The sequence below is a fragment of the Acetomicrobium thermoterrenum DSM 13490 genome, from assembly GCF_900107215.1.
GTDB lineage: Bacteria > Synergistota > Synergistia > Synergistales > Acetomicrobiaceae > Acetomicrobium > Acetomicrobium thermoterrenum.
In genome coordinates this window covers 46,128-69,353 of the sequence record NZ_FNPD01000001.1, presented here as the reverse complement: position 1 = coordinate 69,353, position 23,226 = coordinate 46,128, and the positions used below count along the sequence as shown (strand labels likewise).

The window sequence follows — 23,226 nt, the reverse complement described above, 5'->3', positions numbered from 1 at the left end:
ATTACAAGAGGGGAAGTATCTTTCCCTCTTCGTTTTTTCCTAGTTTTGTTCTGACTATCCTTATGTCCTCCCAGGAGGAGATCACTCCGCCCTTTGAAAGGGCTTTTACGAAAAGCGTTGGGCTTATTTGATAAGGATTGCCGGTTATGGCTTCTACTTCTTTTCCGCAAAGCGTCAAAATCTCGACCCCGGGGACATGGTTTTGCAAAAGGAAGCAGGCATCGCTCCCTTTTTCTTTGCTTTTAAATTGCAAAAGATATTGGGCTTTATCGCAGGATTTGCTCAAAGACAAGCCCTCTGTCGGGACAGCCTTTTTTGCCATCAAACCCCGGGGCAGTTTTTCATTCAAAGCCTCGAGATCTTCTGCTCTCCAATTTTCTACCCAAATATCAGCCACTTCGCATAGAGAAAAGACCCCCACGGGCAAAGGAGGACCCAAACTTATCTTAGGATGGGGCGACATGCCTTCCGTAAAAATCTGCCTTATTCCTGACCGCCTTAAGGATCTCGACAGAAGGGTGGGCATTTCGACATGGGGGACAAAACATATGGGCCCCATTTTTTCGTAGAGCATTCTAACTCTCATGGCGTACATCACCTGAGAAACAAACATCCCGGAGGCCACATCCGTTGCATCCGCTCCATCTGCAGTCACCCGTTATTTCGCCCTTTAAGGCTTTTCCCCTCTCGGACCACAGAAATTCCTTCGTTACGCCTACATCGACGTGATCCCAGGGGAGCCTTTCTTCGTAGGGAATCTGCCTGGCCGTACTATGGTAGGGATCAACTCCGCAATCCTCGAACGCCTTTAGCCAAAAAGATAAGTCGAAAGTATCGCCCCATCCGTCAAACCGCGCACCGTATTTCCAGGCCCTCTCTATTACGTCGGCCACCTTTTCATCGCCTTTCGCTATAACGGCTTCTATAAAACTTTGTGCAGGCTCGTGAAAACTCACGGAGACGTTTTTCTGACGAAACTGCCTTTTAATCCAAAGCCCCTTATCCATTAACTCTTCCATCCGGTTCTGTGCTTCCCACTGAAAAGGCGTGTGAGCCTTCGGCACAAAACCGGCAATCGAAGCCGATACCGACGTCCTTTTATTGTACGACCTTCCCAGGAAACGGGCCATTCCTATTATATCAACTATGCCCCTGAGGTCTTCCTCTGTTTCGGTTGGCAGGCCCATCATAAAATATAGCTTCACCTTGCTCCATCCCGCTTCGAAGACCGCCTTCAAGGTGTTTTCTATATCCTTTTCGGTCACTCCCTTGTTGATCACATTTCTCAAACGTTGACTCCCTGCCTCGGGGGCAAAGGTAAGACCCCTTCTTTTCATCTCTTCAAGCTTCAAAGCCACGTCAATGGCTTTGGGATCCATCCGCAAGCTGGGAAGGCTTAAAGCAGCCCTGTATTCGGAAAGCAGCGGACCTAATCTATCCATAGTCTCCTCAAGCCAGGGATAATCACAGGTAGAAAGCGATGTCAGGCCCAATTCCTCGTAACCGCTTTGAGATAGGATCTTATTCGCCAGCTCGCAAACCCTTTCCGGATCTCTGTAGCGAACGGGCCTGTATATCATCCCGGCCTGGCAAAATCTGCACCCCCTGGTGCAACCTCTGAAAACCTCTACTGATGCCCGATCATGAACAATTTTATCGGAGGGAACCATGAATCTTTCGGGGGCATAGGCCTCTTTCAAAGATATTATCCTTCTTTTGACTCTGCCAGATCTCCCTACCATGAGCGGAACATGACACCCATCTATCTTGGAAAGCAATTTAAGCTTTTCCTCTCTGGCAAAAGATCGATGCTCATATAGGATAGATAAAAGATCCACCAACAGCTCTTCGCAGTCACCCATGCAAAAGACGTCGATAAAGGGGGTGTAGGGCATTGGCGCAAGGGCTCCGGGTCCCCCTGCTATGACTATGGGGTCTTCATCCCCGCGATCGGCAGATCGAAGGGGAATAGAGGATAAGTTAAGCATGGTGAGGATGTTAGTTGCGTTAAGTTCGTACTGTAATGTAAACCCCAATAGGTCGAAATTCCTCAGGGGTTTTTTCATCTCCAAAGACCTCAATGGCACTCCATCTTTCGCAAGCATTTTCTCCATATCGGGCCAGGGGGCATAAACCCTGTCAACATCGGCAAAATCGAGGGATTTAACCAAAAAATACAAAATTTGATATCCTAGGTAGCTCATCCCTACCTCGTACACATCGGGATAGGCAAGGCAGAGAGAAATGATATTTTCTTCATCATCTTTCGGGGGCAAAAGACCCCACTCTCCTCCAATGTATCGGGAGGGTCTTTTGACCTTGGTAAGATAATCCCAATCTTTATTCCACTCCAAATCCAAAGACAAATTCTCCATCTGATCTCCTCGCAAACTTATCTTTTATTCGTATCTTTTGGGAAAATCCAAGCATGCGCTTAGGAGAAGGCCAAAGCCGCAGCTTAAAGAAATGATCGAGCTTCCTCCATAACTCATGAAGGGCAACGCCAAGCCCGTCACCGGTAATAACCCCATGCTCATGCCCACGCTTTCGAATACATGAAATAATATCCACCCCGTAAATCCGCCGACAAAAATCTTAACCCTCAGATCCTTGCTCTTTAATCCTACAAGAAGAATTCTCCAAATGACGAAGGCATAAAGGCAAAACACCAGAAAAGCGCCGATAAACCCGAATTCCTCGGCGAAAACACCGAATATAAAATCAGTATGAGGTTCGGGAAGAAACTGCAGTTTGCTTTGAGTTCCCTTCAAAAAACCCTTGCCGAAAACACCTCCGGAACCGACAGCAATTCGAGACTGAATCACGTTATACCCCGCTCCCAAGGGATCGATATTGGGGTTTAAAAAGGTCAAAATACGAAGCTTCTGGTAATCCCTCAAAAAAGGCCATCCAATCGGAATACACGCAAGACACGATCCAACGAGGGCAGCGAAATACTTCTTCGGCAAACCCCACACCCAAAGGCAGGATATCGTAATAACGACATATATGATCGAGGAACCGAGATCGGGCTGCAATAGGACAAACAATCCGCTTGCAGCGGAGAGTCCGAGAACCTTTAAAAAATTCGAGAAGGACTTGTCTTTTTTCAATGCCAAAAAACGGGCCAAAGCCAAGCATAATATGAGCTTTCCCATCTCGGAAGGCTGAAAAGCAAATCCTCCAAGATAGATCCACCTGTGGGAACCTCTCGTGGCATCGCCCAAGAACAAAAGAGCGATCAGGGATATTACGAGCAACCCATACAACAGGTAGGACCATTCAAAGAACCGCCTGACACCTATAAAGAAAAAGACAACCATTGCCATCGCAGCCACGATGCCGTTAATCAACTGCCTTTCGACATATCCCAGCCCCTGACCGTAAGTTGCGCTGTATATGGTCATAACCCCTAGACCATATAAAATTGCAATTGCCGCAATAAGGGGCAGATCGAGAGAGGCAAAGACCTGCTTTAATTTGCTGCTTTCCGCCATTTATCCTTACTTGTTCTTTGCGTTAGGAATGTATCTTTTGATGTTTTTGACAGGTATATTAGCCACGAGCGCTACGGTTCGATCTTCCCTTTCGAGCCCGAGTTCAATTTTTTTATCGTCTACTTCCAAGTAATTACATATGACTTTTATGAGCTCGGTTCTGAGCTGCTCGAGAAGTTCCGGGGCCAGATCGGTCCTGTCGTGAATCAAGACAAGCTGCAGGCGTTCCTTTGCCTCATCCTTCGTCTTGTTTCTGCCAAACCATCTATCCAAAAAAGCCATATCTCATGCCTCCAAATCCATGTTAAAAAATTTAAACTACACCCCAAACAACTTTTTGACGCGTCCCAATATGCCCTTGTTGTTCATATGCTCGAGTTCATCGAAGGGAACCTTTTCGCCCAATATGCGTTTCGCCAGATTACTGAATGCCCTGGCAGCAGGACCGACTGCCTGAAATGTCAGAGGCTCTCCCCTGTTGGTGGAAGTTATCACAGCCTCGTCTTCTGGGACGATGCCGATCAGATTGATCGACAGTATCTCCACGACATCCGATATGTCCAACATATCGCCCCTTTTTACCATTTTTGGGGAGAGTCGATTTATCACCAGAGAGATCCCCCTCTTTTCCATGGACTCCAACAGACCTATGATGCGATCGGCGTCCCTAACTGCGGAAACTTCGGGAGTGGTAACGATGAGGGCTTCCTGCGCGGGAGTTGCGGCGTTCCTAAACCCGCTTTCTATGCCGGCGGGACTATCGATGAGTATGAAGTCGAATTCATCGGACAACATCGAGCAAATTTCGCACATTTGTTCTGAAGTTACGGCATCTTTCGTTCTCGTCTGTGCCGCCGGAAGCATATACAAATTTTCGATCCTTTTATCTCGGACAAGGGCTTGATTTAACCTACATGCCCCTTCTATGACATCCACTAGAGTATATACTATTCTATTTTCGAGCCCCATTACCACGTCCAGATTTCTCAAGCCGATATCTCCGTCTATGGCAACGACCTTTTTGCCGATCTTTGCAAGCTCTACGGCCAGATTAGCCGTAGTCGTGGTTTTGCCAACCCCTCCTTTACCAGATGTTATTACTATCGTCCTAGCGACCAACGCCCCCGCCTCCCTGTAAACTATTGAATTTCCTTAAAAATGATCGTATTTTCTTGCACATAAACTAAAACGGGTTTACCCCAATAGGAGCAGTCTTTCTCAATACTGCTATAAAGCTTGCCTATTCTAACCTGATTTGACTCAAAGACCTTGACGAGTACATGGGCATCTTCGTCCCCGTGACAGCCGGCATGAACCAGGCCTTGCAGTTTTCCCCAAACCCAAATGTTGCCGCCTGCCCAGACCTCTGAGCCGTCATTTACGTTGCCCAGTATGAATACATCGCTATCGTGTTCAACCTTCTGCCCCGATCTCAGAGATTTAAATATAAAAAGACCCCTTACGCCGACGCTTCCGTAACTTGGACGATTTTCTATACAAAAACCTGCCGACTTCAAGATCCTTCTTACGTTGGGATTGTAGGACATCCAGACAACTTCCCTTGCACCGGAGGACCACACGAGGTTCTTCAAGATAGCGACAATTTCGCCTTCGTCGCTTTCCCGTCCCTGCAAATCTACGATCAAAGTTCCGTCTCGCAAAATATGGCCGCTCTCTCTTACGACCTCATCGCACATCTGCTCAACGCCAATTATATCTTTATCTTCGGGAAAAATACAGCGTATGCCTTCCCTGGTGCCCTTTAGGAGGATATGCGACCCCATATGTTATTCCCCTCTCTCTTTTAGCAAATAGGCCAATATTTCGCCCGCCAGGGGCGCCACTGCCCTTCCTCCGGATTCTCCCTCTTCTAATAAAACCACAATGACGTACTTCGGAGAATCCGCAGGAGCATAACCCACGAAGAGGGCGTCGTTTTTACCTCGTGAAGTTTGCGCCGTTCCCGTTTTGCCAGCGACTTTGACACCATACGCCCCGGCAGCCCGCCCCGTTCCGGATTTGACCACCTCTTCCAGGCCTTTTCTTATAACGCTTAAAACCTTATCGTCTATCGATATCTCTTCGCCATCTAGGCCTTCTGCTTCGATCAACCTGGGCCTGGGCAAGAACCCTCCATTTGCCACAGCGGCATAGGCCCTTGCAAGCTGAATTGGGGTTACGAGCAAAAAACCCTGTCCTATTACGTAATTGGCAGTATCTCCAAGGTACCAACTTTCGCCGAAAGTGTCCTTTTTCCACTTACGACCCGCCAAATTTCCCGTCGCCTCGCCCGGCAGAGAGATACCCGTCGGCCGGCCGAAGCCCAACCTGTAAGCCCAATCGGATAACACGTCCACACCAAGTTTTAAACCGAGCTGGAAGAAAAAAACATTACAGGAATCCCTCAAGGCGCCAACTATATCTTCCCTGCCATGCGGCCTTACGCAACGAAATTTCCTGTTGCCCACCTCCAAATAGCCGGGGCAATAGAAAGTTGTTTTCGGTGTAATGACGCCTTCTGCCAGCCCGGCAATCGCAGCGACGATTTTAAAAGTCGAGGCGGGCGAATAAAGGCCTCCTATTACCCTATTCATCATGGGGTAAGAGAGATCTTTGGTCAAGGCCCTCCACTCAAAATCCCTTAAGCCCCATGCCAAGGGATTGGGATCATAAGAAGGAGAAGAATAAAGCACCACTACATCGCCACGCTGTACATCCATAACTATGACGCCCCCCTTCTTTCCTTTCATCAATTCAGAGACCTTTTGCTGGGCAATTAAATCCAGCGTAAGAACAACATCCTTACCGGGTTCGGAGGGTTTGAAATCTAACTTACGAACCAGCCTTCCCCTGGCATCCACCTCTATGGCCTCCCCGCCAAAATTACCGCGTAAAAGGTGTTCGAACTTCGCCTCAACCCCAGATTTGCCTATCTCATCGCCGCCCTGATAGCCTCTGCTGCCGTATCTTTTAAGCTCCTCTTTGTTAATGCTGCCCACATAGCCAACGACATGAGCCATGACCTCCCCTGCAGGATATACGCGACGCCACTGAGAGACGGGCACCAGCTCCTGGGGAAATTCAGGGTCCGCCACTATCGTTGCCATTTGCGCCAGGGTAAGGTTATTGACCAATGTCACCGACCTGTAGGGGACCGTATATTGGCTCTTCAATGTTTCTTTGAGATCCTCAGGCCTTTTTACGATCCCGTGCTTTCCAAGGAAGGATGCGATCCGTTGTATGGTTTCCTCGCTCTGCATGGAGAGAGGGTACCCTTGAATGGAAAAAGTGCTGATGCTTACGGCTAGAGGGATTTGGTTAGCATCGAAAATAGTCCCCCTCTGAGGGGAGAGCCTGATCACTCTGAGCCTGTTTTCCGTAGCCAATCTGACATAATCGTCACCATGCATCACCTGAAAGACGAACAGAGCGATCGTCAAAAAAGCCAATATAGCAAATGCAAAATAAATACAGTACAAAAGGCGTTTATCGATCGTCAAAGGAAGATCGAGGCGTTTCAATTAGTCCATCTCCCGATGAAATATATATGCATTCATAAGGATACAAAAAAGAAAAGCGCCAGCTTGCTTTACCACAAAAGCAAGGCCTACATGCAAAATTGGGGCATCGAATATAAATCCTTCCGCTATAGAAATACAAATATGGGAACCAAGAACGAGAAGCGTCGCAGAAAGACGTGTTCTCGCTGTTTGAGAAATCGCCCCCCAGATCAACTTGACTGCCAGTATAGCGGAAACGTAGAAAAGGGAGCTAAAGCCTAGAGGGCTTCCCCACCGCAGATCCCAGAGGAGTCCACCGACAAATGCGGCAACCAAAAGATGAATCTCCTTTCCCTCTCTATTGCTGACAAGAAGCATCCCTAAGGTTAAAACGTAGAAATCCGGAATTCCCGAAAAGGGATTAGCCAGGACTTGAAAAAAATCCTGGACAAGCCAAGTGACAATAGAGGCGAACCAAAGGAAGGACACTTCACCTTACCTCCAAAATCCTGACTCTTCGAAGGCGAGAGAAATCTATATCGGGCTTTACTTTGTATGTAACAAAATCTCCCTCGACAAAATCTTCTTCCGGACCATCTACAGTACCCACCAACAATCCGGGGTAGAAATTGCCCACGGCAAAGGCCGTAGCTATTTTCATGCCCCTTTGCAGAGGAGCTTTCCTGGGCATATAAAATAAGGACATGTTCCCTTTCCCATCTCCCGAAAGGACGCCGATATCCCTCGTGTCTTCTACGATAACGGGGATCCTAAGGTCGGGCGACGTCACCAACTCGACAACAGCCGTCGCATCTTCTACTATGAAAACTCTTCCTACGACGTTTTCGCCACTCAACACCGGCATGCCTCTCTTTAGGCCGTCATCTCGGCCTTTATCGATGGTCAAATATCTCCACCACCATCCGGGGTGTCGGTAAATTACTGTCGCATTCAAGAAATTAACCCCCTCTGCCGCTAAATAGGGGGAGGCTTCATAACCTTCTGATCCATAAAACTCCTTAACCCTGTTTAATTCCATTCGCAGGGCAACATTTTCCTTTTGCAATGAATCTATCTTTTCTAAAAACATCCCCTTATCTCGGCTAAGAACTAACGCCCTATTTATGCCCTCTCGAAGGGCCAGGGCAGGCAATTCAAGGTGCCTCAGACCTTTATAAATGAAGCTTCTCATTCTTACATCAAAACCCGATTGATGACCGACTACTGCCATTAGCACCATGGAAAAAGCGATTAAGGAGATGCCGACTTGCCAAAATTCAACCCTCTTCCGATCTCGCATCGGGAAGCAGCACCTCTTGTTTAAAATAATAAAATATAGCCATCGGAAGCATTAGCTAAACTGATATTAAAATCCGTTTCATCCTCTCCAGTTCTGACAAAACCTTCCCTATGCCTATGGCTACGGCATAAAGAGGTTGATCGGCGCACATGACGGGGATGTTAAGAGACGAAGATAAACGCTTGGGCAATCCCTTTAACATAGCTCCGCCTCCGGTTAAAATTATGCCCCGTTCGACGATATCCCTAACGAGCTCCGGAGATGTTCTTTCAAGCGTCTCCCGAACCGTCTCTTCTATTCTTTTGATCATCGGCTCTAAGGCTACGCGAACGTCGGATGAGGTAATGGTCAGGCTCTTGGGCAATCCGTTGCTCAAATCACGCCCCCTAACCTCGGTCGAAGGCTCCTCATCCAGCGGGCAGGCAGATCCCAAGGCGATCTTTATTTCCTCAGCGGTAGCTTCTCCGATGCACATCTTGAAGCTTTGTCGGAGCAACTCAATAATTGCCTCATCAATATCGTCCCCTGCCACCCTGAGGGAAGAGCTTTCCACAATACCGCCCAAAGAGAGAACAGCTACCTCTGTAGTGCCTCCTCCTATGTTGATCACCATAGACCCCTTCGGTTCATGAATGGGAAGCCCCGCACCCAAAGCAGCCGCTAGGGGCTCTTCTATGATATAAGCTTCTTTTGCTCCCCCACCTAGACAGGCATCTATTACAGCTTTTCTTTCCACCTCGGTAACGCAGGCAGGCACGCTCACCACCACTCTCGGATGGGCAAATAGACGCCTGTCTCCGTTGATCTTTCTTATATAATATTGCAACATCGCTTCAGTAACATCGAAGTTAGCGATAACGCCATGCTTAAGAGGTCTTAAAGTAACAATACTCTGGGGGGTCTTGCCGATCATTTCCTTTGCCCTCTTCCCGATGGCAATTATCTCATCCTTGGAATTCAAAGATTTACGGTAGGCCACAACAGAGGGTTCGTCAACCACTATTCCTTTGCCTTTCTGATAAACTACCACATTGGCCGTTCCCAAATCAATTCCCATATCTCTAGCGAATAATCCCGACAAAAACCTAAACAAGGAATTTAGACCTCCTTCTCGATCTCCAAAAACGCTGAATTATAATGGCAATAGATGTAAAGGCCAATTTAGCGCACATCGCGCTTTCTCGGCCAGAAAGGATTTTCTCGCCTTTCTCTGCCCAGCGTCGTCTCCGGTCCGTGTCCCGGAAGGACCTTCAGATCATCGGGAAGATAATCCAATTTTCTCAACGATGACTCAAGGGCGGCAAAATCCCCTCCGGGCAAATCAGTCCTTCCAACGCTAAGGGCAAAAATGGTATCTCCCGAAAAAAGAACCTCTTCGCCCTCATGGCTTGCTCGATAGCAGACGCTTCCCGGAGTATGGCCAGGGGTATGTATAACCCTTATTAAAATCGAGCCTATATTTATCGACTCCCCGTCGGACAAGGGTTTCACCCTGCCATCCACTTTCACACTTTCACCGGCAAATTGAGAAAGGTTCTTCATTGGATTGGCCAACATGCCGAAGTCGTCTTCATGCACCGCTACTGGACAATCGTAGCGATCCTGCAGAGCCTTGACCCCGGCTATATGATCCACGTGGCCGTGGGTCAAAAGAATAATCTTCAATTCAAGCGAATTGCCCTCGATGACAGCAATGACATCATCGGGGTCTCCGCCGGGATCCACGAAAAAGGCATTGCCGTCTTGATCGTATACTAAATATCCGTTCGCAAACAGAGCTCCTAAGGGAAATCGCATGACCTTCATTTATTCAACACCTCTTTGCTGTCTATTATCAATGTAACCGGGCCGTCGTTGCACAGACTCACCTTCATGTGGGTCTGAAAACGCCCCGTTTGGACATCGATCTCGCTTCTCCTCAATTCATCCAAAAACTCCTCAAAAAGTCGATTGGCCATATCGGGTGGCGCAGCGCCCAAAAAGGAGGGCCTTCTTCCTTTGCTACAATCTCCAAAAAGGGTAAACTGAGAAACGGCCAAAATGGACCCCTTAACATCCATTAAGGAAAGGTTGAGCTTGCCCTCGTCATCAGAAAAAACCCTCAGATTCGGTATTTTATTCGCCATAAACCTCACATCTTCCAAGGTATCCTCTCGAGATACGCCAACCAAAAGGCACAAACCGGGGCCTATTTCCCCCAGCATTTCACCTCCGACCTCGACCTTGGCCCAGAGCACTTTCTGCAAAACGACTCGCATATACTTACCCCCTAACGACCATGAGCACACCTTCGATCGAATTGATGCGCGCCATTATTCGGTAAAGCTGTTCTACGTCTTTGACCAATATCTCCATGTTCATTCTGGCCCTGTTCTTATCGACAACATGGGCGCTTATGGATAGAATGCTTCCCTCGGCTGCGTTTATCGCTTGCGTAACATCGGCAAACAAGCCTGGCCTGTCGACAGCCTCCAGCCTGAGGCGAGTAGAGTAAAAGGCCTTGGTCTTCTGCCCCCAGGAGACCTCAACCCTTCGACCATCCGATGTTCTCAGCAAATTCGGACAATCGGATCTGTGCACTGTTATCCCTCTGGTTGTCGTAACATAACCAACAATTTGATCTCCCGGGACTGGACAACAGCAGTGGGCCAGCGAGACCATCACTCCTCCGGCCCCTTCAACTAGGATCTCCGAGTCCGTCTCCTTCGTTTTTGGTTGTCCCATTGCCTTTGTCGCACCCTTAGACCTTGCAAGTTCCGAGTCGATAAGCTTAGACACCACAGAGGAGGGCGAAATACTCCCCTCTCCTATAGCGACGAAAAGCTCTTCTTTATTTGACAGGCCAAAATCCCTTGCCACTTTATTCAAAGTACTGGAAGAGGACTCCAAATCCAAGCCTTTAAATTCTTCATGCTTTGAAATTTCAGTCAGCAGCAGATCCCGCCCTCTTTCCAGCCTTTCTTTTTTCTCGGTCTGCTCCATTGCCCTGAAATAGGCTCTTATCTTCGATCGGGCCCGCCCTGTGCTTACAATGCTCAACCAGTCTCTGGAAGGGTGTCCCTGCGGAGATGTAAGAATTCTAATTATATCCCCGTTTTTTAACTCGTAGCTCAAGGGAACTATACGGCCATTCACCATGGCGCCTACGCACTTGTTTCCAATCTCGGTGTGAATATTATAGGCGAAGTCCAGAGGAGTTGCGCCCTTGGGCAGAGATATCACATCGCCCTTGGGAGTAAAGACGAAGACCTCTGTCGATAGCACATCTGCCTTCAAGTTTTCCAGGAATTCGGAAGGTTCCGAAGAATCTAGCTGCGTTTCCAGGACTTGTCTTATCCACGTTAACTTGGTATCCAGGTCGTCTGGCTTTATCTGACCTTCCTTGTATCTCCAATGGGCAGCAATGCCGTACTCCGCTATCCAATGCATATCCCAGGTCCTGATTTGTACTTCCAGGGGTTCTCCGCTTGGTCCCACCACTGTGGTATGCAAAGATTGATACATGTTGCTTTTAGGATTTGCAATGTAATCGTCGAACTGGCCGGGAATAGGTTTCCATATGGTATGGACAATGCCCAAAACCTGGTAGCAATCCACGACAGAATTTGTGATAACCCTTAAAGCCAGGAGATCGTACATCTGCTCTATTGTTAGATTCTTACGCTTCATCTTTTCGTAAATGCTGTAAAAGTGCTTTGCCCTCCCTGTAATGAAGGCCCTTATTCCCCCTTCATCCAATTTTTTGGATAAGGTGTCTATAGCTTCTTTTATAATGGCTTCCCTTTCGGGAAGTTTCTTTCTTACCCTCCGCCTAATCTCATAATACATGTCCGGTTCCAAGACTTTAAAGGCCAAATCCTCGAGCTCACGTTTCATATGATAGATGCCGAGCCTATGAGCAAGAGGCGCGTATATTTCAAGGGTTTCCCTGGCAATGCGAAGTTGCTTCTCCCTTCTCAACACCTGTATTGTACGCATGTTATGAAGGCGGTCGGCCAATTTGATTAGCACGACCCGAATGTCTTTGGCCATCACTAAAAACATCTTGCGCAAATTCTCAGCCTGATAGTCCTCTACGGTCTTAAAGTCGATGTTTCCAAGTTTTGTTACCCCATCGACAAGCACTGCAACGTTCGTGCCGAATTTAGCCTTAACTTCCTCGAAAGTAGAATCGGTATCTTCAATGACATCATGCAAGAGCGCGGCTACAAGAGTTTCAACATCTATATTGACATCGGAAAGTATACCGGCCACCGAGAGGGCGTGCACCACGTAAGGTTCCCCCGTAGCCCTTTTTTGGTTCTTATGCTTGTTAGCGGCATACACAAAAGCTTCCCCCAGGAGCTTTAATTCGTTCTTATCCAGGTATTTCGCCGCCTTACTCCAAAGCTCCTGCCAAGCTAAACTTACGGCAGTCGTCCTGCTCTCTTCAGGGATGCGACCCATGAAGCTATCGCGCAAAATCCGTAGGGCCTTATCCATCCCCTGGGATGAGGGACTCTGCATTCCGCTCCACTGGTAGCCGTACATCATGCGACTTTCGCTACCTTCATTCATTTAGCTACTCCCCTGACAATTCATATGACTGCTTTTTCTGCTTTCATGGACAACTTAAGCTTTCCCCCAAAGGCATCGACGAAGGGGCGGTACAGCCACCCTTTGATTCTGCCTTTGTACTTTTCTGCTTCACTAAAATTAAATATCAATACTTCGCCACTTCTTGTCAAAAGACGATAATGACTCCCTCCTCTTAGAGGTTTCATTACATCATCAAATTGATGGCTTATAAAGAAGTAGGGCATCTCGTTGCCCTCGCCGAAGGGGGCAAGCTCCCTAAATCGCTCCCATAGATGCAAATCCCACATCTTAGGCTCAAACGATATTGCGTCCTCGTATTCCGAGACGCTCTCGAGTAAACAGCATTTTGACAGGCTTTCCTCGAGCTTTTTCTTTACCTCATGCCATCCTTTCGCATCGACACTGAAGCCTGCCGCACCCTTATGGCCTCCCCAACTCTTTAAATGGGAGGATATCTTTTCCAATACTTCTATAGCGTTTAAACCCTCCGGCACCCTCAAAGAAGCTCTCACATTTCCGCCGTGCTGCGCAGCCAAAACTATAGGCCTGTTGAACTCATAGCACAATCTGCTCGCCACACTGCTCAAAAGCCCTAAAGGCCAATGAGCTGAATCCACAACGAATTTGAAACGCCCATCACGCAATCCCGTAGTAGCCTGGTTGTACAGCTCGCCGCTCAGCTTTTTGCGCTGATAGTTTAAATTCACAAGTTCCAGGGCAGCCTTGATGCTCTCCCTGGAATGTTCGAGCGCCTTCAGAGCCGTCTCTGCAAGGGAAATCCTTCCTGCCGAATTTAAACATGGATTTAGCTTCATCGCTAACTGATTTTCATCGATAGGATATATTATAGAAAGTTTGTCGAATAGATATCTCAAGCCCGGCCTTTGAGTCGTCTCTAACCGTTTAAGACCTTCCCTCACGAGGGCTCTATTCAGCAGGCCAAGGGGCATTGAATCGCCAACTACTGATAGGGAGACTATATCCAATCTGTCCAACAACCAATCCTGCGACACAAGGCCGCTTTGCCACAGCCAACACCACAAAACTCCTGCGGCAGACAGCTTCCTCGCTTCTTCATCTCCCCCTATGTGAGGATTAATTATACATTCACGATGGCAAATTTTGTCAACAAGATGATGATCGAACACCGCCACTTTCAATCCCATATCGAGGGCAAGAGCGATTTCCTTCTCATTTTTGCTTCCGCAGTCGGTAACGATCAGAAGATCAAAACCCATACGCGCTATTACTTTAACGACATTAGGATTTAAACCATATCCGTCTTTTAGCCTATGGGGGAGATAATATCGAACATGCCATCCCTTTTCACGGGCAAATTCGCTGGCAAGCAATGCAGAGGCCACCCCATCCACATCGTAGTCCCCGTAAAGAGCAACCTTGCTGCCCTTTGGCAGTGCTCTTAAAGTTGGAAAAACTGCCTCCCCTCCCTCACAAAGGAAAAGATTAGCCAATAACGAATTTAGGCTCGGGCGCAACCATGCCCGAGCCTTTGAGATATCCAGGCGGTCACCATATTTAATTCGCAAAGTTAAGGCCGTTAGCTCATGACACTGCAACGAGTCTACCAATTCGCGCGGAGCATCCTCTATCCCCCAAATACGAAGACGCACGTTATCTTGTAAGGGAATCACTTCTCAGCTTCTACCCCTTCATTTGCAGCGTATTCTCCCTGGGGGAAGACCTCTCGCGAACCGGCATTGCCTTCTCGTTGCAGGGCGTTCAAAAGGGACCGCTTTTCGTCTTCCAGTTCTGCAATGCGCCTTTTAAGCTCTTTTGTGTCGCTTTTGTATCTGTTCTTATATTCTAACTGAGCAAATAAAGAAGTTATCCACATCAAAACGGCACCGGCAGCAAAGACCAACACTTCCCATATGCCTTGATGAAGAGACCATTGCCACGTCAGAAATTTTACGATCACGGTTCCGCTATTTTGGACAGCGTAGAAGGCTGCCAACAACATTCCAAGTGCAAGAGCCACAACATAACTTTTCATGAAAGCCCCACCTTCAGTCCATAAAATTTACCTCTCGCCCTTTGTGCCGCAATTAACGCATCTTTTCTCATACCTTCCCTTAATATCGGGGTTATCCTCCTTTTCAAGGTTTTTAAGGTACTTTTGGCGTTCTCTTTCCTCCCAAATCGGATCGTAAATCTCCTTCATCCTTCTGGCATATTCGTCCAATCCAGAAGCAAGCTCATCGAGAAGCTTGTCGGCCCCGGGATGCGTGGGATGTGCTCCGTACTTTATGACCAATTCCCTCAGCACTGCCGGGTGGTCTATGATAAGGCATGGTCTGAGTAAATTATCATCATCGTAAGGTTGCCTCGAACGTATCGCCTCGAAGAAAGGACTAGACAGCACCTCAACGAGGCTTTTCTCCCTTATGTTGTCTACGGCAAAATGACAGAATACGCAGGGCTCGACATCCCCGTTAGATATCACGTGCAGGTAACGAAAACCGGCGGCAATGCAGCCATCGACATAGGGGCCGTCGTTCCAGAAGTCGCCCAAAAATATGGGGTACTTCGATCTCCACTCTTCAACTTTTTTCTTAAGGTGAGCTCGCTGCTCTGGTGTTGCCATATAAGAGAGATCCGGATTGAGACCGGTTGGGATATATTGGAAGAACCAACCAACCTTACAACCCTCTTCGAGCATGCGCTCGATGAACTCGTCGCTGGAAATATAAGAAGCGCTGGAACGTGTACATGTCGCACTGAAGCCGTAAAGTACACCCTTCCTCCTAAGCCTTCTGTAGGTCTCTATGATCTTGCCGTACATTCCCTGACCTCGTCTGTATTCTGTCTCCTCCGGCGTTCCTTCGATGGAGATCATAGGGGCCACATTCCCGAGCTCCACCAATTTATCTGCAACCTCATCCGTAATCAACGTCCCGTTGGTATATACTTGAAAATAGCAGTCATCATGCTTTGCCCATATATCAAAAAGGTCCTTCCTCGTAAAGGGCTCTCCTCCGGATATAGTGAAGAAGTACATTCCCAATTCCTTGGCCTGCGTTATCAGGTCATCAATTTCCCCGGCAGTCAAATCGGTCGACGTGTCATAGGATCCGGCGTAACAACCTTTGCATTTCAGATTACACCTCATAGTCGGGCTGATCACCATAAAATTGGGTATGTGTATATCAAGCTCTCTCATCTTTCTGTCTCTTATGCCGCGAGAGAGGACCATGAAATTAACTATAAGGTTCACGATGAGCTTCTTTCGACAGTTAGGATGAAGCTCCTGGAATACCCTTCTAAATACGCCAACAAAGGGATGGTTTTCTCTGGCCATTTGTGCCATTTCCCTGAAAGTTTCCCGTTGAAATTTTGCCGGTGCCAAACGAGAAATCGTATCGAACAGCGAAGCTAGCTTTTCGTCGTTGCCCTCTTCCACCAACTTGACGACCTGGTTCAAGAGGGCAATCGAAACCATTCCCTTTAGTCGATCCGTTAAACTCATAACCATCGAAAACGCCTCCTTTAAGCTAGCACGACCCTAATTGCAAGTGTTTTCTCTTTCCTCCAAAGCTTTCACCCTTGCCTCTAATGCTTTAAATTGCTCTATTGTAACCAAGGGCAAAAAGGAGAGAAATTTCTCCATCTCGCTTTTAAACCCCTGGATCAACGCCTCACGTCTTCTTGCAAGCTCTTCCTCGAGCTGTCCTATAACCCTATCCATGGCCCACTGTTCCATGGCGCCCTCTTCAACCAGTGTGCTCATATAAGACTTACATAGAGATACAAGGTCGTCGCTAACGCCAAATCCTCCCAAAATCAACTGAATTACCGAATCCATATAGGACGACCCCCTTTTTTATATTGTTAGCATTTATATCAATTTTAATTCTAACCCAAAATATAATTTAAACAACTGTGGTGAAAATTCGTGCCTAACCAACTTTTATGCGACCGATTGCCCGAGAGCCTGAAACTCAAGAACTTAACGCCCCTGCGACAGGACTTTACCGCGCGACCTCATGTTCCACTCGACAACAACCGTTCCTGCTATATATATAGAGCTGTAAGTGCCAACTACAATTCCAACCAATAGCGCCATTGAGAAATCTGATATAGCTTTACCGCCCCACAAAAAAAGAGCCAAGACGGGGAAAAAGGTCGTCAAAGACGTATTGATAGTCCGCGATAAAACCTGATTGATCGAGCTGTTGAAGAGATCGACAAAAGCCATCCCCTTGGGGTTTTTTAAATTCTCCCTAACCCTGTCAAATACGACTATTGTATCGTTGATGGAATAACCTACAAGGGTAAGCATGCCGGCAATAAAGGGCATGGATATCTCCTGAAAGGTCAAGCTGAAAATGCCCAGCGTAATGATCACGTCGTGAACGAGGGCGATGACTGCGCCTACCGCAAACCTCAACCTAAACCTTATTGTGATGTAAGCAAGCATGGCAAGGAGGGCGAAGACGGTCGCAAGTGCTGCGCTCTTGCGCAATTGACTTCCCACGACTGGGCCGACCATTTCTGCCCGCAGCACCCTGAAGTCTTTGCCCGCACTACTCCTCAGAGAGTCCAAAACTTTCTTTTGGTCACCCTCCCTGTCGCTTTTTACGCGGATCAAAACGCCTCTATCGCTATAGGGCTGTATGACAGCCCCACCGAAACCGGCCCTCTCCAAAGAAGTTCTGATCTCCGAAACAGATAGGGGAGAATCGAACTCCAGCTGAAAAAGCATTCCACCGGCAAAGTCTATGCCGAAATTTAAACCCCTTGTCGCCAGTAAAATTAGGCTTGAAATTATCAGGCACAAACTGAGTCCAAGAGCGATTTTTCGGTATTTCATAAAATTAAAGTCCGACTTCAACTTAATGAACATTAGGATCTCTCCTTAAAAGCGGGGAACAATAGTTTTTTCCGCTTAGAGATGAGGATTCGCAGCAAAACCCTGGTTACGAAGACGGCACAAAAAACACTCGCCAGAATACCTATGCTCAAGGTAACAGCAAATCCCCTGATTGGTCCTGTGCCGTAATAGAAAAGGAAGACGGCCGCGAAGAGTGTAGTCAAATTAGCGTCAATTATTGTGATAAAGGCCTTTCTAAAGCCGGCATCGACCGACGCCATGACGGTCTTTCCGCTCCTCAGTTCTTCCTTTATTCGTTCATATATCAATATATTTCCATCTACGGACATACCAATGGTAAGGATTATCCCGGCTATTCCAGGCAAGGTTAGGGTTGCCTTGAAACTGGCCAAACCTGCAAGCAACAACAGTATGGTCATCACCAAAGAGATATCAGCCACTAACCCTATTGCAGAGTAATATATGATTATAAATACGAAGATCAAAGCAGCCCCGATAAGACCTGCCTTTACCCCCGATCTGATGGAATCTGCGCCCAACGTAGGCCCTATTGACCTCGTCTCCAGGATCTCTACCGTTACAGGTAATGCTCCTGCTCGAAGCATTATGGCAAGTCTTTGGGCTTCGTCAGTGGTAAACCTGCCGCTGATCTGCGCCTCTCCAGCACTTATCCTCTCCTGTACCACAGGCGCAGATATGACAGCTCCATCGAGGAGGATGGCTACTTGCTTGCCTATGTTTTCGCTGGAAAGTTCGTCAAAAAGGTTCGTACCCTCCCTGTTAAATTTGAGAGTCACCACAGGTCTTCCCAAATTATCGAAGGCTACTCTGGCATCCGTCAAATGCTTGCCAGTAACCTCGGCAGGACCTAATAAATAGATCCTCCCATCCTCTCCCCTTGCAACCGTAAAAGAAGGATCGCTTTGGCTGCGAGCCCGCAACTCCTCTTCCAGGGAAAGGGATTGATCGCGATACTCCTGCCACCTCTTTAATGCAGATTGATATTCCTCATCAGTGTCGTAGTTTTGCCTTTCGGGCTCTCTCGGTATTGCTGGCGTTACATCCACTACAGGTCTAAACTCAAGCATTGCCGTCTTCCCGATCAGTTCGATGGCGGCTTCGGGGTCATCCAGTCCGGGCAGTTCGACAACTACTCGATCGCCGCCCTCTCGCTGAATGACGGGTTCAGCCACACCATACTGATCGATTCGATTTCTCATCACGGCTATCAGGCGTTCGATGCTATCGCCTGTGATCGGGTTATCCGGCGTTCCCTTGGCCTGTAGCAGTATATGAACCCCGCCCTTGAGATCCAAACCCAGCTTTATTTTTTCGTCCGGAGGATATATAGCTAAAACAGATGCGATCAGAATAACCAGGATCAGTATTATTTTCCAGCGTTCATGTCTGGGCAATTGATTTCTACCTCCTAAATGAAAAAGCAGCAACTAATATAATTTCGCTAGAAAAACATCGCGTCCTATCTATCGAATTGCATATTTTATTATTTTTTATCCTACCGTCGCCTCTCCTGCTTCTCCGCCGCCACGTTTCATTGTTATGGCATTCTTCAACACCCTTATTTTTACTCCGTCGCTGATTTCAATGATGAAGCTATCGTCTTTAACGTCTCGCACCGTACCGAAGATGCCTCCTGCCGTGACGACCTGATCTCCGCGCTTGATGGAATTTAACATATCCTGGTGCTGCTTTTGGCGCTTCTTTTGCGGTCTTATTAGTAAAAAATAAAATATCACAATAAATAGCAACAGCGGCCACATCATACCCAACAATCCAGCTTGTCCGTTCAAGGAAATCCCTCCTATATTAATAAAAAATTAATTAAATTTACATCTAAGTTAATAAATATCTCGCAACAATTGCAAAAGTTCTTTTAACCCCAAATATTTCCTCCCATTTCTTTCAGCTTTATATAAAAAAGCAATTTCTCGAGTTCTACAAATATATCGACATTGTAAAGTATAATATGCTCCGGCACAACCAAAGTGGTCGGCGCAAAGTTGAGTATCCCCTTAATAGGAACGCTTTCGGTCGCCTTATCGACGACATCCTGGGCTGCCGAAGAAGGCGTGGTTATGATTAAAACTTCTACGCCTTCATCGTTTAACACTTGAGGCATATCCACGACGTCATAACAGGGAATGCCGTGTATTTTGCGGCCTATTTTGGCCGGATCTATGTCAAATAGCGCAACAATTCGAAACTTATCGCTCTCGAAGGCTTTATAGCCCAACAAAGCCTCCCCCAGGTTTCCAATGCCTATCATGGCTATTTTCCAGGTCTTCGGTGGGGCGAAAATTGTATTAAGATGGCCATATAACTTCTCTACATTATAGCCTACGCCTCTTTTCCCTATTTCTCCAAAATAGGACAGATCTTTTCGGACTTGGCTTGCCTTGATACCGAGACCGTCGCCGATCTCTTGGGAAGAAATTACCCTTTTCCCAGCTTCTCTACAACGCTCGAGATAACGAATATATTGCACCAATCTCTCAACTGTTGGCTCGGCTATTCTCATCTCTCTGCCTTCCTTCCTCTAAAGGTTTTTAGCCCGGCAAACAACGCAAGATCGCCCAAATCTTCTGCGATCCTTAAAAGCTGATTATATTTAGCCACTCTATCTACACGAGCAGGTGCCCCTGTCTTTATTTGTCCCACGCCAACGGAAACTGACAGATCGCTGATGAAAGGATCGTCCGTCTCGCCAGATCTGTGGGATATTATTGCTGAATAGGAATTCCTGACTGCCATGTCTATTACTTCGAGAGTTTCGGTCAATGTCCCTATTTGATTGAGCTTTACGAGCACTGCATTGGCCATTCCTTCCTCAATACCCACAGCAAGCCTCTTTGGATTGGTAACGAATATATCATCGCCCACCAACTGTATTTCGCCGCCGAGGGCCTGGGTCAACATCTTCCAGCCCTCGAAATCGTCTTCCGCCATGCCATCCTCTATGGACACGACGAAGGGATAATTTCGGCACAATTTCAAGTAATACTCAACTAACTGTTCGGGGTTATAATCCTTTCCCTCCCCCTTAAAGCGATAAAGACCATCGTCGTAAAGCTCGGAGGCAGCCACGTCCAATGCTAAACTAATATCTTCTCCCGGCTTATACCCGCAGCCGGCAATGGCTTCGACCAAAACCTCTAAGGCTTCCTCAGCACCGGCCAAATCGGGCGCAAACCCCCCCTCGTCGCCTACGGATGTATTTTTACCTTTGTTCTTCAGCAGCTTCTTTAAAGAGTGATAAACCTCCGTCCCCATTCTAAGAGCTTCGCCAAAACTTTCCGCACCATGGGGCACTATCATGAATTCCTGTACATCCAGATTGTTATCGGCATGAGCTCCTCCGTTTATAACGTTCATCATCGGAGTGGGCAAAAGGAAGGGGCCCAATCCGCCAATATATCTCCACAGCGGAAGTTCCCTTTCCATAGCTGCCAACCTCGCCACAGCCATGGAAACGGCTAGGATTGCGTTCGCTCCCAGGTTGCTTTTGTTTGGGGTACCATCCAATTCGATCATTATATTATCTATAAGCGCCTGTTCGCCAGGATCGATCCCTATTATTTCGGGAGCTATCTTTTCTTTGACATTGACTACGGCTCTGCGAACGCCCTTACCCCCGTAACGTCCGTCTCCGTCCCTTAACTCGACAGCCTCATGCTTTCCGGTAGAGGCACCGGAGGGGACTGCTGCCCTTGCCATTAATCCGCTATCCAGCCAAACCTCTGCTTCAACAGTAGGATTACCCCTGGAATCAAGAATTTCGCGAGCATTTACGCCAACTATGTGGCCCATCAACTTCACCTCTCTTAAATGATCAGGTTAAGGTATATCCTTGTGCTCTACTACATGCTCCTCTAATACTTCGTAACTGCGATTGCCCTTTTTCAACAATAGCTCATCGTTACATATAACCGAAACCTTCAAAGTCCTCCTTGGGAAGGCAACCTCAACTATGTCGCCCACCTTTACCATAGAAGAAGCTTTGACAGGCCTGCCGTTTAACCTTACCACTCCTGCCGCAATCATTTCTTGCGCCACTGAACGCCTTTTTACAATATGGGATATCTTTAAATACTTGTCGATCCTCATTATCTATGCCCCTCTAGTGACACAAACGCCTTGGGAATGAGTATAAATATAACACAGGCTCCGATCAACACAAAGATTTTAATTTCGTATCAACATCAGGTTCATCTTAACTTATAATCCAAATCTCATAAACCGATGCTATTTATTTTAACAAAAAACAAAGTCGAGCGGGGACATACTCTTTGCCACTCGACTTTGTTTTCACATTATATTGAGAAGCGTAAAGTTGCCCCTACGCCTTCATACTCCCTTAAAGGAGACTCGCCCCCAATCACCCTCACATCGCCATCATCGCACAAAGTCTTGTAAATCAAAAGATCTATTACGTCTTCAATATCTTCCATCCTGCCATGACACAAGGGGCAGAGATCCTCATCCAAGCCCAATGCACCACAAGAAGAACACCTTTTGCCGGCTATCTCCTTATGACTGTCGACAATGAGCTTATGTATGGCATGAAGATTAGAAGCGTGAATTACCCCCCTAAGCCCAGCAACGGCCAAACCACCTTTTTCATGCTCCGTTATGAGGCCTTCGATCAAGTTCGAACTCTCGGCTACAAAGGTCTGAAGGGCATGATTGGCAACAGCATCGACTACCGCCCTGGGCTGATCGGTAATTCCAAGATTTTCCAAGACTTCGACGGGAATTCCGGTAATTATCTCTTTAAGAAGATCGGCGACGACCAAAGCGTAATTAGTGTTGCCTCCCACCAATATAATTGAGTAATTGTCTTCATCGTAGAGGGCTCTCATGGTTGCCCCGACGTTTTTCAAATGTTTTTCCACGTGATCTTCGACATGTCTTTTAATTCTCGTCTCTTCGAGTCCATACCACCCTGCAGATTTAACCTTGGGAGGTACATCCTCTTCCAAGGTCATGAGCTTATCGACGGAACTTGCGTATACCCTGAAAAATGTAGCCCTTCTGGCCTCAACGACCGCAGCGAGGGCGAGTTTGTGAGGGGACAGGGCTTCGACAAGGGGCGCCAAAAAAGGGTGGTCCAGAAATTTTATTTTATTCTCTACCGATATGGGAAGTCCTATAAATCGACGATAATCTCCATGCAGGTCAGCAAAACAGGACACTCCTTTAGCTTCGCTGAAACCGCCGTGAGATAGTTCGTCGCTCAACTCATTAAATATCGAAGCGATGGTTTCGTTATATTGCTTGCAATTAGCATCTCCGTAAAAGTATTTCACCTCCTCAGAGGCCTTTTTTTGAAGATTTTTAAGATCGATCAGTATCTCCTTGGCCGACCTTTGCGCTCTATCGCAATCAACGTACAGCGACATAAGAAAGGGCTTCCCTTCGCATTCCCTCAACAATCCCTTGACTACGTCTTCGAACATCAACCGCACCCCCTCTTTAAAG

At 47.3% G+C, this 23,226-nt stretch carries 24 protein-coding genes; all 24 read right to left on the bottom strand.

From position 1 onward, the window contains the following. Nucleotide 1: 1 nt before the first annotated feature. The 24 genes from BLU12_RS00335 to BLU12_RS00220 all read right to left on the bottom strand — a co-directional run bounded on the left by BLU12_RS00335 (nucleotide 2) and on the right by BLU12_RS00220 (nucleotide 23,204). Nucleotides 2-586, bottom strand: a complete 585-nt coding sequence (locus BLU12_RS00335) for a TIGR03936 family radical SAM-associated protein (protein ID WP_091459779.1) — start codon at nucleotides 584-586, stop codon at nucleotides 2-4. Further along, a complete protein-coding gene (locus tag BLU12_RS00330; protein WP_091459777.1) occupies nucleotides 576-2,375 on the bottom strand; it encodes a radical SAM protein in 1,800 nt (599 codons plus the stop codon). Before BLU12_RS00330 ends, BLU12_RS00335 begins: the two co-directional genes overlap by 11 nt. A gap of 24 nt (nucleotides 2,376-2,399) precedes the next feature. Then, complete coding sequence (gene rodA / locus BLU12_RS00325) at nucleotides 2,400-3,497, bottom strand: rod shape-determining protein RodA (protein ID WP_091459776.1); 1,098 nt, start codon at nucleotides 3,495-3,497, stop codon at nucleotides 2,400-2,402. A 6-nt stretch (nucleotides 3,498-3,503) separates the two neighbouring features. Beyond that, a complete protein-coding gene (minE, locus tag BLU12_RS00320; protein ID WP_009201507.1) occupies nucleotides 3,504-3,779 on the bottom strand; it encodes a cell division topological specificity factor MinE in 276 nt (91 codons plus the stop codon). A 36-nt stretch (nucleotides 3,780-3,815) separates the two neighbouring features. Continuing rightward, nucleotides 3,816-4,616, bottom strand: a complete 801-nt coding sequence (gene minD, locus BLU12_RS00315; protein WP_009201508.1) for a septum site-determining protein MinD — start codon at nucleotides 4,614-4,616, stop codon at nucleotides 3,816-3,818. Nucleotides 4,617-4,636: 20 nt separating this feature from the next. Further along, complete coding sequence (minC, locus tag BLU12_RS00310) at nucleotides 4,637-5,281, bottom strand: septum site-determining protein MinC (protein ID WP_091459774.1); 645 nt, start codon at nucleotides 5,279-5,281, stop codon at nucleotides 4,637-4,639. Between the two features lie 3 nt (nucleotides 5,282-5,284). Continuing rightward, a complete protein-coding gene (mrdA, locus tag BLU12_RS00305; RefSeq protein WP_091459772.1) occupies nucleotides 5,285-7,018 on the bottom strand; it encodes a penicillin-binding protein 2 in 1,734 nt (577 codons plus the stop codon). Continuing rightward, nucleotides 7,019-7,486, bottom strand: coding sequence for a hypothetical protein (locus BLU12_RS00300; protein ID WP_009201511.1), 468 nt, complete (start codon nucleotides 7,484-7,486; stop codon nucleotides 7,019-7,021). A 1-nt stretch (nucleotide 7,487) separates the two neighbouring features. After that, entirely contained in the window at nucleotides 7,488-8,297 is an 810-nt protein-coding gene (mreC, locus tag BLU12_RS00295) for a rod shape-determining protein MreC (protein ID WP_091459771.1), read from the bottom strand. 55 nt (nucleotides 8,298-8,352) lie between these two features. Continuing rightward, nucleotides 8,353-9,390 carry a rod shape-determining protein gene (gene mreB / locus BLU12_RS00290; protein ID WP_091459769.1) on the bottom strand — a complete coding sequence of 346 codons (1,038 nt, stop codon included), beginning with the start codon at nucleotides 9,388-9,390 and terminating at the stop codon, nucleotides 8,353-8,355. A 68-nt stretch (nucleotides 9,391-9,458) separates the two neighbouring features. After that, nucleotides 9,459-10,103 carry an MBL fold metallo-hydrolase gene (locus BLU12_RS00285; protein WP_091459767.1) on the bottom strand — a complete coding sequence of 215 codons (645 nt, stop codon included), beginning with the start codon at nucleotides 10,101-10,103 and terminating at the stop codon, nucleotides 9,459-9,461. Then, on the bottom strand, nucleotides 10,100-10,555 hold the full coding sequence (gene dtd / locus BLU12_RS00280; RefSeq protein ID WP_091459765.1) for a D-aminoacyl-tRNA deacylase: 456 nt from the start codon (nucleotides 10,553-10,555) through the stop codon (nucleotides 10,100-10,102). The genes BLU12_RS00285 and dtd overlap by 4 nt, the downstream gene beginning before the upstream one ends. A gap of 4 nt (nucleotides 10,556-10,559) precedes the next feature. Beyond that, nucleotides 10,560-12,854, bottom strand: coding sequence for a RelA/SpoT family protein (locus tag BLU12_RS00275; RefSeq protein ID WP_091459763.1), 2,295 nt, complete (start codon nucleotides 12,852-12,854; stop codon nucleotides 10,560-10,562). 20 nt (nucleotides 12,855-12,874) lie between these two features. Then, nucleotides 12,875-14,464 carry a single-stranded-DNA-specific exonuclease RecJ gene (locus BLU12_RS00270; protein ID WP_234945338.1) on the bottom strand — a complete coding sequence of 530 codons (1,590 nt, stop codon included), beginning with the start codon at nucleotides 14,462-14,464 and terminating at the stop codon, nucleotides 12,875-12,877. 59 nt (nucleotides 14,465-14,523) lie between these two features. Further along, nucleotides 14,524-14,889: a LapA family protein gene (locus BLU12_RS00265; protein WP_091459760.1), complete on the bottom strand. Its 366-nt coding sequence runs from the start codon at nucleotides 14,887-14,889 to the stop codon at nucleotides 14,524-14,526. Nucleotides 14,890-14,916: 27 nt separating this feature from the next. After that, the gene (locus tag BLU12_RS00260) at nucleotides 14,917-16,368 is read right to left on the bottom strand and encodes a radical SAM protein (RefSeq protein WP_091459758.1); all 1,452 of its coding nucleotides are present in this window, start codon (nucleotides 16,366-16,368) and stop codon (nucleotides 14,917-14,919) included. Nucleotides 16,369-16,398: 30 nt separating this feature from the next. Then, nucleotides 16,399-16,698, bottom strand: a complete 300-nt coding sequence (locus BLU12_RS00255; RefSeq protein ID WP_009201520.1) for a hypothetical protein — start codon at nucleotides 16,696-16,698, stop codon at nucleotides 16,399-16,401. Nucleotides 16,699-16,842: 144 nt separating this feature from the next. Beyond that, nucleotides 16,843-17,739 carry a protein translocase subunit SecF gene (gene secF, locus BLU12_RS00250; protein WP_091459756.1) on the bottom strand — a complete coding sequence of 299 codons (897 nt, stop codon included), beginning with the start codon at nucleotides 17,737-17,739 and terminating at the stop codon, nucleotides 16,843-16,845. Further along, nucleotides 17,739-19,142: a protein translocase subunit SecD gene (gene secD, locus BLU12_RS00245; protein WP_200778680.1), complete on the bottom strand. Its 1,404-nt coding sequence runs from the start codon at nucleotides 19,140-19,142 to the stop codon at nucleotides 17,739-17,741. The genes secF and secD overlap by 1 nt, the downstream gene beginning before the upstream one ends. A 96-nt stretch (nucleotides 19,143-19,238) precedes the next feature. After that, nucleotides 19,239-19,538, bottom strand: coding sequence for a preprotein translocase subunit YajC (yajC, locus tag BLU12_RS00240; RefSeq protein ID WP_327020370.1), 300 nt, complete (start codon nucleotides 19,536-19,538; stop codon nucleotides 19,239-19,241). Nucleotides 19,539-19,621: 83 nt separating this feature from the next. Further along, nucleotides 19,622-20,266, bottom strand: a complete 645-nt coding sequence (locus BLU12_RS00235; RefSeq protein WP_091459753.1) for a redox-sensing transcriptional repressor Rex — start codon at nucleotides 20,264-20,266, stop codon at nucleotides 19,622-19,624. Beyond that, nucleotides 20,263-21,555, bottom strand: a complete 1,293-nt coding sequence (gene eno / locus BLU12_RS00230; protein ID WP_009201525.1) for a phosphopyruvate hydratase — start codon at nucleotides 21,553-21,555, stop codon at nucleotides 20,263-20,265. Before eno ends, BLU12_RS00235 begins: the two co-directional genes overlap by 4 nt. 27 nt (nucleotides 21,556-21,582) lie before the next feature. After that, a complete protein-coding gene (locus tag BLU12_RS00225) occupies nucleotides 21,583-21,852 on the bottom strand; it encodes an RNA-binding S4 domain-containing protein (RefSeq protein ID WP_009201526.1) in 270 nt (89 codons plus the stop codon). A gap of 206 nt (nucleotides 21,853-22,058) precedes the next feature. Next, nucleotides 22,059-23,204 (bottom strand): baeRF10 domain-containing protein, encoded by a 1,146-nt coding sequence (locus BLU12_RS00220; RefSeq protein ID WP_091459750.1) that lies wholly within the window; start codon nucleotides 23,202-23,204, stop codon nucleotides 22,059-22,061. Nucleotides 23,205-23,226: the final 22 nt, after the last annotated feature.